The sequence below is a fragment of the Phyllobacterium myrsinacearum genome (assembly GCF_014138285.1).
Taxonomy (GTDB): Bacteria; Pseudomonadota; Alphaproteobacteria; order Rhizobiales; family Rhizobiaceae; genus Phyllobacterium; species Phyllobacterium myrsinacearum_A.
Map to the genome: position 1 here is coordinate 91891 of NZ_JACGXN010000013.1, position 12842 is coordinate 104732.

At 55.7% G+C, this 12842-nt stretch carries 10 protein-coding genes; 4 read left to right on the forward strand and 6 right to left on the reverse strand.

The features are described 5' to 3' along the window. The first annotated feature begins 128 nt into the window (after nucleotides 1-128). Nucleotides 129-287, forward strand: a complete 159-nt coding sequence (locus FHW16_RS24585; RefSeq protein ID WP_182551925.1) for a hypothetical protein — start codon at nucleotides 129-131, stop codon at nucleotides 285-287. On the opposite strand, the gene gyrA is transcribed toward FHW16_RS24585, so the two are convergent. After that, the gene (gene gyrA / locus FHW16_RS24590; RefSeq protein ID WP_210278268.1) at nucleotides 284-3007 is read right to left on the reverse strand and encodes a DNA gyrase subunit A; all 2724 of its coding nucleotides are present in this window, start codon (nucleotides 3005-3007) and stop codon (nucleotides 284-286) included. The two genes, FHW16_RS24585 and gyrA, sit on opposite strands and share 4 nt — an antisense overlap. 316 nt (nucleotides 3008-3323) lie before the next feature. On the opposite strand from gyrA, the gene FHW16_RS24595 reads away from it, so the two are divergent. After that, the gene (locus tag FHW16_RS24595) at nucleotides 3324-3953 is read left to right on the forward strand and encodes a MarC family protein (RefSeq protein ID WP_182551927.1); all 630 of its coding nucleotides are present in this window, start codon (nucleotides 3324-3326) and stop codon (nucleotides 3951-3953) included. A gap of 6 nt (nucleotides 3954-3959) precedes the next feature. Here FHW16_RS24595 and FHW16_RS24600 read toward each other — a convergent pair whose 3' ends face one another. Both FHW16_RS24600 and FHW16_RS24605 read right to left on the reverse strand, forming a co-directional pair. Then, on the reverse strand, nucleotides 3960-5255 hold the full coding sequence (locus FHW16_RS24600; RefSeq protein ID WP_182551928.1) for an NAD(P)/FAD-dependent oxidoreductase: 1296 nt from the start codon (nucleotides 5253-5255) through the stop codon (nucleotides 3960-3962). Nucleotides 5256-5316: 61 nt separating this feature from the next. Next, on the reverse strand, nucleotides 5317-6186 hold the full coding sequence (locus FHW16_RS24605; RefSeq protein WP_182551929.1) for an AraC family transcriptional regulator: 870 nt from the start codon (nucleotides 6184-6186) through the stop codon (nucleotides 5317-5319). 37 nt (nucleotides 6187-6223) lie between these two features. Between FHW16_RS24605 and FHW16_RS24610 the strand changes: the two genes are divergently transcribed. Continuing rightward, nucleotides 6224-6631 carry a DUF2000 family protein gene (locus tag FHW16_RS24610; RefSeq protein ID WP_182551930.1) on the forward strand — a complete coding sequence of 136 codons (408 nt, stop codon included), beginning with the start codon at nucleotides 6224-6226 and terminating at the stop codon, nucleotides 6629-6631. 3 nt (nucleotides 6632-6634) lie between these two features. On the opposite strand, the gene FHW16_RS24615 is transcribed toward FHW16_RS24610, so the two are convergent. The 3 genes from FHW16_RS24615 to ssb all read right to left on the reverse strand — a co-directional run bounded on the left by FHW16_RS24615 (nucleotide 6635) and on the right by ssb (nucleotide 9419). Continuing rightward, complete coding sequence (locus tag FHW16_RS24615; protein WP_182551931.1) at nucleotides 6635-7072, reverse strand: YqaA family protein; 438 nt, start codon at nucleotides 7070-7072, stop codon at nucleotides 6635-6637. A gap of 120 nt (nucleotides 7073-7192) precedes the next feature. After that, nucleotides 7193-8260, reverse strand: coding sequence for a LacI family DNA-binding transcriptional regulator (locus tag FHW16_RS24620; RefSeq protein ID WP_182551932.1), 1068 nt, complete (start codon nucleotides 8258-8260; stop codon nucleotides 7193-7195). A 631-nt stretch (nucleotides 8261-8891) separates the two neighbouring features. Beyond that, entirely contained in the window at nucleotides 8892-9419 is a 528-nt protein-coding gene (gene ssb, locus FHW16_RS24625) for a single-stranded DNA-binding protein (protein WP_182551933.1), read from the reverse strand. A gap of 435 nt (nucleotides 9420-9854) precedes the next feature. On the opposite strand from ssb, the gene uvrA reads away from it, so the two are divergent. Then, nucleotides 9855-12776, forward strand: coding sequence for an excinuclease ABC subunit UvrA (gene uvrA, locus FHW16_RS24630; RefSeq protein WP_182551934.1), 2922 nt, complete (start codon nucleotides 9855-9857; stop codon nucleotides 12774-12776). The last annotated feature ends 66 nt before the right edge of the window (nucleotides 12777-12842 follow it).

Here is a 12842-nt window from a genome sequence, read left to right on the forward strand (position 1 = left end):
TGAATGGAAGATGAACGGGGCAATCAGCAAGCATTCAGTTGCCGTTAACTATAAAGACCTCTGAAAATGAAACCTTTTGGCTCTCGGGGCGTTGTTAACCATAAGAAAGCCGAAGATTGAAGGGACCAATGATGTTTATTCTTCTTAGCGTCGGCATGATGATCGCGATGATGGTTTCCGCTGTCGTCATGATGATGGAAGAAAACAGAAAGCGGGAAGCCAAAGTAAAGACATCCCGCTTTGGTGTTTATCCCATGAATGGTCATAGTGACCGCCAGCGGTTCTAACCTTCGTTAGAACCGTTTTCCGGAGTTGCTATCTCCGCTCCGGCTTCATCAGTCGCTACTGCCTCGAGTTCTTCGTCATCGCTGTCCGTTTCCGAAATTCGCTCGACTGAAACAACCTTCTCGCCATCGGCCGTATTGAAGATCGTCACGCCCTTTGTGGAGCGTCCGGCGACGCGAATGCCGTTGACCGGTACGCGGATCAGCTGACCGCGATCGGATACAAGCAGTATCTGATCCGACGCCTCGACGGGGAACAGCGAGACAAGCTTGCCGATTTCATCTGTCTTCGATGTATCCGTTGCGCGAATACCCTTGCCGCCGCGTCCGGAAACGCGGAACTCGTAGGATGACGAGCGTTTGCCATATCCATATTCGCTGACTGTCAGGACGGTCTCTTCACGATCCCGCAGTTCCGCATAACGCTCGGCGTTGAGATCAGCTACATCGGTGGCCTCTTCACCAACCAGCGCGATTTCCTCAACATCATCCGCACCCTGTGCACGCCGGTCCGCAGCTGCCTGCTTGAGATAAGCAGAACGTTCAGCCGGGCTTGCATCCACGTGGGCAAGGATTGCCATTGAGATAAGTGTATCGCCCTTGGCCAATGTAATGCCGCGAACACCGATGGAGTTACGACCAGCGAAGACACGCACGTCGGTAACCGGGAAGCGAATGCACTGGCCGCCGGCAGCGGTCAGAAGCACATCGTCAAACTCGTCACAGGTATCGACGCCAAGAATTTCATCGCCCTCTTCTTCCAGCTTCATCGCAATCTTGCCGTTGCGATTGACCTGAACGAAATCGGACAGCTTGTTACGGCGCACGGTACCGCGCGTCGTGGCGAACATGACATCGAGATTGGTCCAGCTTGCCTCATCTTCAGGCAAAGGCATGATTGTCGTGATGCGCTCACCCTGTTCAAGCGGCAGCATATTGATCAATGCCTTGCCGCGTGACTGCGGCGTACCGATCGGCAGGCGCCAGACCTTTTCCTTGTAAACAATACCGCGGGAGGAGAAGAACAACATTGGCGTGTGGGTATTGGCCACAAACAACCGTGTGACGAAATCCTCGTCCTTCATGGTCACACCGGAACGGCCCTTGCCGCCGCGGCGCTGTGCGCGATAGGTCGTCAGTGGAACGCGTTTGATATAACCCGCATGGCTGACGGTCACGACCATATCTTCCCGGGCGATCAGATCCTCATCATCCATATCCGCGCCGCCATCGGTCAGTTCCGTGCGGCGTGGCGTACCGAATTCGTCCCGAATGGCAGCGAGCTCGTCCTTCACGATGGTCATGATGCGCAGGCGCGACGCGAGGATTTCGAGGTAATCCTTGATTTCAACGCCGATCTTATTGAGTTCATCGGCGATTTCATCACGGCCGAGGGCCGTCAGGCGCTGCAGACGCAGATCGAGAATGGCACGCGCCTGCTCTTCCGACAGGTTATAGGTGTTGTCGTCATTGAGTGTATGGCGCGGATCAGCGATCAGCGTGATCAGCGGTGCCACGTCGTTGGCAGGCCAGCGGCGCTCCATCAACTGATCGCGCGCTGTTGCCGGATCGGGTGCCCGGCGGATCAGTGCGATAATCTCATCGATATTGGCAACGGCGATGGCCAGACCAACCAAGACATGCGCGCGGTCACGCGCCTTGCGCAGCAGGAATTTCGTCCGGCGGCTGACGACTTCCTCGCGGAAGGCAACAAACGCGCGCAAAATGTCCATCAGGTTCAACAGACCCGGCTTGCCGCCATTGAGCGCCACCATGTTGGCGCCGAATGACGACTGCAGCGGGGTAAAGCGATAGAGCTGGTTGATGATGACGTCAGCAACGGCATCACGCTTCAACTCGACGACCACGCGATAACCGTCACGGTCCGACTCATCGCGGATATCGGAGATACCCTCGATGCGCTTTTCACGCACAAGGTCGGCCATCTTTTCAATCATCGTCGCCTTGTTCACCTGATAAGGCACTTCGGTGATGATGATAGCTTCGCGATCGTTGCGCATGGCCTCGATAGCGACCTTGCCGCGCATCAAGATTGAGCCGCGGCCGGTGCTGTAAGCGGAATGAATGCCTGAACGGCCGAGAACAATGCCGCCTGTCGGAAAGTCCGGGCCCGGAATGATTTCCATCAGTTCCGGCAGATCAATCAGCGGATTGTCGATCAGGGCAATACAGCCATTGATAACTTCAGCCAGATTGTGCGGCGGAACGTTGGTCGCCATACCGACGGCAATACCACCGGAGCCGTTGACCAGAAGATTTGGAAAACGAGCGGGAAGAACCACCGGTTCCTGTTCGCGGCCGTCATAATTGTCCTGAAAGTCGACGGTTTCCTTGTCGATATCCTCAAGCAGGGATTCCGTCACTTTTTCAAGACGGCATTCGGTGTAGCGCATCGCCGCCGGTGAATCGCCATCGATAGAGCCAAAATTGCCCTGCCCGTCGACCAGCGGATCGCGCAGAGACCAATCCTGCGCCATGCGCACAAGCGCATCATAAATCGAGGCATCGCCATGCGGGTGGAATTTACCCATGACTTCACCGACGACACCGGCTGATTTACGGTAGGATCTGTTCCAGGACAGGCCCATTTCGTTCATCGCATGCAGGATGCGTCGATGTACCGGCTTCAGACCGTCGCGCACGTCGGGCAACGCGCGGCTGACAATCACGCTCATGGCATAGGAGAGATAGGAGCTTTGCATCTCCTCGATAATGGAAATTGGCTCAATACCAAAATTTCCGCCTGGTTTATCGTCTTCTGGGCCGGATGGTGGGGTTAGTTCAGACACGAGGCACTCATCTTTCGTATAGAATCAATCTTCATCTTATAGCGGCTTTTCAACGCAAAAGCCAACCGGAGGCACCGCAATACACAGCTGAAAACCCTTTGTTTTCAATAGGATACAACAGTTCATTTCAATCGGTGAAAAACTTGGTTGCAAAATCCCAACTTTATCGACGCTTAACCCCGAATCCGCTATTCTCGCTCAGCTTCAATCAGAGAAGAAAAGCAAAATCGTGGCGCTTTATGACACCCTCCTCAATGCGCTCGTTACCTTGATGGTAACGATCGATCCACCGGGACTGGCGCCGCTCTTTCTGGCACTGACTCGCGGCATGAATCGCAAGGAGCGCGGCCAGGTTGCCTTGCGCGCCAGCATCACCGCTTTCATCGTGCTGACGATCTTCGCCGTGGCGGGTGCGCAGATTCTGGCGCTGTTCGGCATTACCATCGGGGCCTTCCGCATTGCCGGTGGTCTGCTCCTGTTCTGGATCGCGTTCGAGATGATCTTCGAAAAGCGGCAGGAGCGCCATGAGAAGAGTGCCACCGTTGCCATCACGAAGGATCATATCCGCAATATCGCCGCCTTTCCGCTCGCCATTCCGCTGATTGCCGGACCCGGCGCGATCTCAGCGACCATCCTGCTTGCGGGCACATTGTCCGAGCCGACATCGCGGCTTGCGCTGATCGGCATCATCCTGATCTGTATAGCGGCTTCTTACGTCGTATTTTTCCTAGCTGAACGCGTTGACCGTTTTTTGGGTGAAACTGGCCGTTCGATCCTGACGCGCCTTCTGGGCGTCATCCTCGCGGCATTGGCAGTGCAATTTGTGGCAGACGGTATCAAAACCTTCATCGCCACATAGATTATATTATTTCAGGTGATCTTCTTCCGCCGCGTCCTTTTGCGTGATCAGGCGTGCACTGCGCGCACCGCTGACTGAAATCCACAACCAGCTCATGGCGACGGCAAGACGATTGCGTACGCCAATGAGGAAGTAGATGTGTGCCAGTCCCCATAACCACCAGGCAACATAGCCCTTGAGCTTGATCCAGCCGAAATCCGTCACCGCAGCGCGCTTGCCGATGGTCGCAAGATCGCCCGCATGGCGATAATGAAAAGGTTTTGGTGCGGTGTCACCGGCCAATCTCGCCCTGATGGTTTTGGCGACATGGATACCCTGTTGTTTGGCAGCAGGTGCAATACCCGGAACCATGCCCTTATCGCCATTTTTAACCGTTGCCGTATCGCCGACTACGAAGATTTCAGGATGGCCGGGAGCAGTCAGATCGTCATTGACCACGACACGCCCTGCCCGGTCAGCCTGCACATCAAGCCATTTGGCAGCCGGAGATGCCTGAACCCCGGCGGCCCAGATGATCGTTCCGGCGCCCACGGATTTACCGGCATATTCCACGCCATCCGCATGACACTTCGTCACCGGATTGCCCAGATGCACCTGAACGCCGAGCTTTTCCAGGGCCCGCTGTGCGTAGGCGGAAAGGTCAGGCGCAAAGGCACCAAGGACGCGCTCTCCACCTTCAATGAGGATGACCTTGGCTGTTGCAGGATCGATGACCCGGAACTCACCTTTGAGCGTATCCCTGGCCAGATCGGCAATCGTTCCGGCGACTTCGACACCCGTGGGTCCTGCACCAATGATGACAAATGTCAGCAAAGCCGCACGGCGTGCCGGATCAGGCTCGCGCTCGGCCTTTTCAAATGCAGTGAGAATACGCCGGCGGATTGTGGTGGCATCTTCAAGTGTCTTCAGTCCCGGCGCAAAAGGTTCCCAGTCATCGTGGCCGAAATAGGCATGACGCGCACCCGTTGCCAGCACCAGCGTGTCATAGGGAATGACCTCGCCATCCGCCGTGGAAACGGTTCGCGCTTTCGTATCAACACTTTCAACAGTTCCAAGCAATGTCTTGATATTACTGTATTTACGCAAGAGATGCCGGATAGGCCATGCAATTTCAGAGGTCGCCAGCGTCGATGTTGCGACCTGATAGAGCAAGGGCTGAAAAAGATGGTGATTACGCTGGTCGATGATGGTCACGTCAGCGCCGGTCTTGCGCAACGAATTTGCCGCTTCCAGCCCGCCAAAACCCGCCCCGACGATGACCACCCGATGCGCCGCATTTGAAGGTGTTCGTGTATCTGTCATGTCGGGCTCCTTGAGCACAGGCTATACCGTTCAACTATCACGGCTGACGCAAAGGTCAAATTTATTGACTGGCCGCTGTCAGCGCCGCCCAGCGGCCGGGCGTCATCCCAAAGGCTTTCTTGAACTGTCTGTTGAGATGGCTCTGGTCGGTAAAACCCGTCTCTGCGGCTATTTCAGCCAGAGGCTCCCCCTGCTTCATCAGTTCCTTGGCGCGCTGAAGGCGGCGCATCAACAGGAAGCGATGCGGGCTCGTAGCATAGAGGGTACGGAAATGCCGCGACAGGGCATAACGATCAAGACCGCTGACGGCTTCCAGTTCCTGCGAGCGCACCAGCCGCAGGGCATTATCCGCAAGATAGTCACGCGCCATACCGGCCTGCCTGACTGCAGGCCTGCCCATGGGCTTCAGCGGCTGCTTCGCATGACGTGCCAGACCCTGCGTCAGCCGCGATACGATGTCATCGACCAGCAACTCATCCATTTCCTCGTCCAGATTGCCGAACGCCGCTGAAATGACCGAGACGAGCGGGGTATCGGCGAAGACAGGCTCCCGGACGAATGGTAGAGCGCCGTGATTGTCGCCAAGTGCCTCTATTGCCAGTGCCGGTTCGAGATAGATCATCCGATAACGCAAACCGTCATCGGTACCGGCTCCTCCATCATGCACCTCGTCGGGATGCAGAACCATGACGTTGCCGGGGAGGCTCTGCCGCTTTTCACCGCGATACCGGAATGTCTGGACGCCATGCAGTGTGACGCCAATGGCGTAAGTGTCATGCCGGTGCGGTTCAAACGCATCGCCGGTAAAGCGCGCTTCCATACGCTCCACGCCCGGATTGGATGGCGCTGACGTGATCGCATCGCGCACCGGTCTTTCGCACAAACGTCCAAGACCGCGCAGCGCTTCCTCGCCTAGACTCTCAACCGTCATTCGACACTCTCGACCCATGAATGGAGACCTAGATTTGGTGTTTGATACGAAAATTGCAATCGTTGTTCGCGATGATCTGGCGACATGGCAGAAACTCAACGTCTCGTCATTCCTGACAAGTGGCCTTTTCGCCCAGGCTCCCGGATTGATTGGTGAGCCCTATGTAGACCGTGCGGGTTACCACTACCATCCCTTACCCATTCAGCCGTTGATCGTACTCACGGCGGACCAGGCAACTCTGTCAACTATCCATCGCCGCTCGCTCGAACGCGAGGTTAAATCCTGCCTTTATATCGAAGAAATGTTCTCAACCGGATACGATCAGGCCAACCGTGCCGTATTTTCCCGGTTTGCCCCGGATGATGCCAAAGTTGTGGGAATCGCCTTGCGCGGGGAGAAGAAGCTGATCGACAAGATCACCAAGGGCGCAAAGATGCATCCGTAGCCTTTACCAGCCTGATACCAATGCGAATACAACAAGATACCGTACAGTCTTAGCAATGGATACCAGAAGCACAAAACTCCATAGCGGCTCGCGCAATACTCCGGCAATCACAGTCAGCGGATCACCAATGACCGGCACCCAGCTCAAAAGCAGCGTCCATTTGCCATAATGCTGATACCAGCGCGAGGCGCGGTCCAGCTGCGCCTCGCTTGCCGGGAACCATTTGCGGTGCCGAAACTGGTCAATGCCGCGCCCGAGCAGCCAATTGACCACGGAGCCAAGGATGTTGCCGACGCTGGCAACAGCAATCAATGCGAACGCCGGGTATGAATGGGTGAGAAGCAGTCCGGCAAGCAGTGCCTCGGATTGCATCGGCAAGATGGTTGCGGCGATAAGGGCAGCCGCGAACAACCCGGCATACATGCCCAGATCAACAAGCATGATCAGGCAATTTCCCAGGCGAAGAGCCTCGAACTAACGGTTGAAATTTCATGGTACAGGGCAAGCCAAAGTCAGAAACAAGCATGATTGGCAGTCTGATGGTGCCCGGTGCGATCTGTGTCAAGTTTTTGGCGCCGCGGTGCTGCCTCTCTCGATCAGTTTCACCTCGATGATCTCGCGTTCCGTCGGTATCGCATCGTCCAGAATGGCATGGACGGCGCGGACGGCGAGCTCTTGAAACGGCTGCGCCATTGTTGTCAGGCCCGGCTTGACCATGCCGCCCTCCGGCACTCCGTCAAATCCGACAATGGAAATATCAACGGGAACATTCAGCCCGTGATCGGTGAGCCAAGCCATTGCCAGCATTGCAATATTGTCAGACATGGCAAGAATTGCGGTCGGACGCTCGGCGGTAGAAAAGACCTGCTCCAGACAGGCATGGACGCTTGGCCGGTCATTTTGGGTCTCGAACACCGGAACCACTTCGCGTGCAATGCCAACTTCTGCCAGTGCGTGCCAGTATCCGACCGCACGATCGCGGGAAGTCGAGTAAACATCGCCGCGTTCGATTTCCGGCGCACTGATACGACCCACATGATCGTCTGTGAATTCGGTCGCCAGGATCACAAAGCGCCGGTGTCCCAGCCGGGTCAAATGGCGCGCAGCAGTTGCAGCGCCGTCAATATTGTTGACACCGATTGCCGGAATGGACTGGTCGTCGCTGCCCAATGCGAGGCTGATGAAGGGCAATTGACGTTCCCGCGTCAGTTCGACAAGCCGTTCGCCACCTTCGACGCATAACAGTATAAATCCGTCGACCAAGGCGCTCTGGATATTCCAGCTCAATTTTTGCTGATTCCTGGCAGAAACGAGCGTGAGGCCCGTTCCCTTCGCATCGCACACATCGGCAAGTGCCGCCAGAAATGCCCGCGCCCATGGATCATCAAAAAAGTATGCCAGAGGCTCAATCGCTGCCACACCTATTGCATTGACTTTTCCGGCCCTCAGAAGCCTGCCAGTCACACTCGGACCGGCATAACCGAGGTCTCTGGCCACCGCCAGCACATGCTCACGCACTTCGTCTCTGACCACTTCCGGCCGGCTGAAGACGTTGGATGCAGTTCCTTGGGACACTCCCGACGCCCTGGCAATATCCGCAAGCCTGACTTTACCCTTTGACAAAAGCATCCTCCCAATGATCGGGAATGAGCCTAGCACAAAGTTGTATCGATTCAATTAAACTTGACAACCAAACCGTCCGCGCTAATATTGAACCGATTCAAAATTCACCGTCCGTCAAAGTATTGAACCGATTCAAACGGAGAGAACAAATGATACCGGCAAGTTATCTCTTCAGGGATATTTACCGCCAGCATTGGGGTGATCCATGTGATATGAAGCCGCTCGACCTATCACATCCGCGGCCCGGCAATGGCAAGGGATACCTTGCCCGTGCTTACAGCTCTGTAATGACACTGTTTGTACGTCCAGCGCCGTCAACTCCGATCATGCCGAACTGTTCAATGAGCGGCCGGTAAATCGCTCTTGGGGCGTGAAACCAGCCTTTCCCGGATGCGCGGGCAGTGGCTGCGCCGCAAACGGCGTCTTGAAGAACGCGATCGTGCGAATTCAAATCGCGGAGCGCTATGGCGAATTGCAAAGGTTGGCGTCAACAGACACGATTACCATGCAATCACTGCGTCTGCATTTTTCGCACCCGTAAAAATGCAGACGCCTGCACGGGTTTTCCATGCAGGCGAAATACTCTTTTCACATCGTATGTAGAGTACCTGATATATTGGTACGTTGATGTTTCCGATCAGAAAGGAATCTCGTCGTCGAGGTCACGTGAGAAATTGCCGCCTGCATTGCTGCTGCTACCCGATGGCGATGCGCTGGAACGACCGAAATCCGAACCATAATCACCATTGTCGGAAACCTGACCACGGCTCGAACTGTCGAACGAACGTCCGCCGCCAGCGCCGGCACCCTCGCCGCGTGAATCGAGCATCTGCAATTCACCACGGAATTTCTGCAGAACGATTTCCGTCGTATAACGCTCGTTGCCGGTCTGATCCTGCCACTTGCGTGTCTGCAAGGCGCCCTCGATATAGACCTTCATGCCTTTTTTCAGGTACTGCTCCGCAACCTTGGCCAGGTTATCATTGAAAATGACGATATTGTGCCACTCGGTCTTTTCCTTGCGCTCGCCGCTGTTCTTGTCGCGCCAGCTTTCCGATGTCGCAATGCTGAAACTGACGACAGGGTCGCCCGAGCCCATTTTCCGGACTTCCGGATCCTTGCCCAGATTACCAACTAAAATTACCTTGTTGACACTACCAGCCATAAAAATACTCCACAAAATTAGCTTTTCGATTTTGCGCCATCATACAGTACCAGCTCACCTAGAGGGTAACTGTCTGGCTCTATCCACAAAATACTGCTCGGCGTGACCTCTGAAACCGTCAGCCTCCTGACAATTCAGTGGCAACTGACACTCTCCTGACAAATCTGTCAGTAGGCTTGAGCACCTGCATTATCGGCTTACTGCAATATCTTGTATACACACGCATCGCAGGCACGGCAGCATTGGGTTTTGTACCGGTTTCCACGTCGCCTGCAATATTTGTTCTTTTTTTGTTCTATCACTTGCTCTATGGATGTCAACATGGCTATGGTGATTCCAACTCAGGTACGGCCTCGTAATTTGCTGGAAACTTTCTAAATAAGGGAAAGACTCCGGCCAGCGAGCCAGTTCCTCCCCCATAACGGCGTGACAGTCATGAGCGATCAGAAATTTATATCCATTCGTGGTGCCCGTGAGCACAACCTGAAGAACATCGACCTCGACCTGCCGCGCGACAAGCTGATTGTCATGACGGGCCTGTCGGGATCCGGCAAATCTTCGCTTGCCTTCGATACGATCTATGCGGAAGGCCAGCGGCGTTATGTCGAGAGTCTGTCCGCCTATGCCCGGCAGTTTCTGGAAATGATGCAGAAGCCTGATGTCGATCAGATCGACGGCCTGTCTCCTGCCATTTCCATCGAACAGAAGACGACAAGCCGCAATCCGCGTTCCACGGTCGGGACTGTCACGGAGATTTATGACTACCTGCGCCTGCTTTATGCACGCGTCGGCATTCCCTATTCACCGGCAACGGGCCTGCCGATTGAAAGCCAGACTGTCAGCCAGATGGTGGACCGCGTTCTGGCGCAGGACGAAGGCACACGCCTGTTCATTCTCGCGCCCATCGTGCGCGGCCGCAAAGGTGAATACCGTAAGGAGCTGGCCGATCTGCAGAAGCGCGGCTTCCAGCGCGTGAAAGTCGACGGGATCTTCTACGAGATTGCCGACGTTCCTGCACTGGACAAGAAATACAAACACGACATCGATGTGGTGGTGGACCGCGTTGTCGTGCGTCCGGATATCTCTGCCCGTCTGGCAGACAGCCTTGAAACCGCTCTCAAGCTTGCCGATGGCATCGCCCTTGCGGAATTCGCTGACAAACCACTGCCGGCCGACGAGACATCGGGAGAATCCGCCAACAAACCCAAGAACGAAACACATCAACGTCTGATGTTTTCGGAAAAATTCGCCTGCCCTGTCTCTGGTTTCACCATTGCCGAAATCGAGCCGCGCCTGTTCTCGTTCAACAATCCGTTCGGTGCTTGCCCGACCTGTGATGGTCTTGGCACGCAGAAGGCAATCGATCCCAACCTGATCGTACCGGACGAAAGCCTCACCCTGAAGAATGGCGCGATCGCCCCATGGTCGAAGTCAAGTTCGCCCTATTACAATCAGACGTTGGAAGCACTGGGTGGCAGCTACGGCTTCAAGCTCGGTGACCGTTGGCGCGATATCAATGAGGAAGCACAGAAAGCCGTGCTTTATGGCACAGGCAGCCGTGAAATCCACTTCTCCTACGATGATGGCCTGCGTTCCTACAAGACCACGAAACCGTTCGAAGGTGTCATTCCCAATCTGGAACGCCGCTGGAAGGAAACGGATTCGGCCTGGTCGCGCGAGGAAATCGAACGTTTCATGTCCGGTACGCCCTGCCCGGCCTGTGGCGGCTACCGCCTGAAACCGGAATCATTGGCTGTAAAAATTGGCGGTCTGCATATCGGCCAGATTACTGAAAAATCGATCCGCCATGCGGATGCGTGGTTCAGCGATATCGACAAGACTTTCAACGACAAGCAGACGGAAATCGCCGCACGCATCTTGAAGGAAATTCGCGAACGCCTGCGCTTCCTCAACGACGTGGGTCTGGATTATCTGGCTTTGTCGCGAAACTCAGGCACGTTGTCCGGCGGCGAGAGCCAGCGTATCCGTCTGGCATCGCAGATCGGTTCCGGCCTGACCGGCGTGCTCTATGTTCTGGACGAACCGTCGATCGGCCTGCATCAGCGTGACAATGAACAGCTTCTGAAGACGCTGCGTCATCTGCGCGACCTCGGCAACACCGTGATCGTTGTGGAGCACGACGAAGACGCGATCCTGACTGCCGATTATGTGGTCGATATCGGGCCAGCTGCGGGAATTCACGGCGGTGAAATCATCGCTCAGGGCTCGCCTGCCGACATTATGTCCAGTCCAACATCGCTGACAGGAAAATATCTGTCCGGCGCCATCGAAGTGCCGGTGCCGGCAGAACGGCGCAAGCTGAACAAGAAGCGCATCAAGGTCGTCGGTGCACGCGGCAATAATTTGAAAAATGTGTCCGCCGAAATTCCGCTCGGCACTTTTACCGCCGTGACCGGTGTTTCGGGCGGCGGAAAATCCACCTTCCTGATCGAAACCCTGTTCAAGTCTGCCTCGCGCCGTATCATGGGTTCACGCGAACAACCGGCGGAACATGACCGGATCGATGGTCTCGAGTTCCTCGATAAGGTCATCGATATCGACCAGTCACCGATTGGCCGCACGCCGCGCTCCAACCCGGCCACTTATACGGGTGCCTTCACGCCGATCCGTGATTGGTTCGCCGGTTTACCAGAAGCCAAGGCGCGCGGTTACCAGCCGGGCCGGTTCTCGTTCAACGTCAAGGGCGGCCGCTGCGAGGCCTGCCAGGGCGATGGTGTGATCAAGATCGAGATGCACTTCCTGCCCGATGTCTATGTCACATGTGACGTGTGTCACGGCAAGCGCTACAACCGCGAAACGCTGGAAGTGCTGTTCAAGGGCAAATCCATCGCCGATGTGCTTGATATGACTGTTGAGGAAGGCGCGGAGTTCTTCTCCGCCGTTCCAGCGGTGCGTGACAAGCTGCAAACGCTGGCAAAGGTTGGCCTTGGCTATATTCATGTCGGTCAGCAGGCCAACACACTCTCCGGAGGCGAAGCCCAGCGCATCAAACTCGCCAAGGAGCTGTCCCGCAAGGCAACCGGACGGACGCTCTATATTCTTGACGAACCGACAACTGGCTTGCATTTCCACGATGTAGCCAAACTTCTTGAAGTTCTGCATGAACTTGTTGATCAGGGCAACACGGTTGTCGTCATCGAGCACAATCTTGAAGTCATCAAGACGGCAGACTGGGTCATCGACCTGGGACCTGAAGGCGGCGATGGCGGCGGCGAGATCGTTGCGGTCGGGCGCCCGGAGGATATCGTCGAGGAGCCACGGTCCTATACGGGCAAATTCCTGAAAGAACTTCTGCAACGGCGACCGGGCAACCGAGCCCAAGCGGCGGCTGAATAACAGACAAACCCGCCGGAGACGGCGGGTTTTGTTTATGTACAGGTTGGAATGAATAAGGATTGACGG

Excerpts from the sequence above, each read along its gene's own strand:
- FHW16_RS24620 (WP_182551932.1), bottom strand. The coding sequence starts at position 8,260 with ATGCTTTTGTCAAAGGGTAAAGTCAGGCTTGCGGATATTGCCAGGGCG.
- FHW16_RS24605 (WP_182551929.1), bottom strand. The coding sequence starts at position 6,186 with ATGACGGTTGAGAGTCTAGGCGAGGAAGCGCTGCGCGGTCTTGGACGT.
- FHW16_RS24615 (WP_182551931.1), bottom strand. The coding sequence starts at position 7,072 with ATGCTTGTTGATCTGGGCATGTATGCCGGGTTGTTCGCGGCTGCCCTT.
- ssb (WP_182551933.1), bottom strand. The coding sequence starts at position 9,419 with ATGGCTGGTAGTGTCAACAAGGTAATTTTAGTTGGTAATCTGGGCAAG.
- FHW16_RS24585 (WP_182551925.1), top strand. The coding sequence starts at position 129 with ATGATGTTTATTCTTCTTAGCGTCGGCATGATGATCGCGATGATGGTT.
- uvrA (WP_182551934.1), top strand. The coding sequence starts at position 9,855 with ATGAGCGATCAGAAATTTATATCCATTCGTGGTGCCCGTGAGCACAAC.
- gyrA (WP_210278268.1), bottom strand. The coding sequence starts at position 3,007 with ATGCAAAGCTCCTATCTCTCCTATGCCATGAGCGTGATTGTCAGCCGC.
- FHW16_RS24600 (WP_182551928.1), bottom strand. The coding sequence starts at position 5,255 with ATGACAGATACACGAACACCTTCAAATGCGGCGCATCGGGTGGTCATC.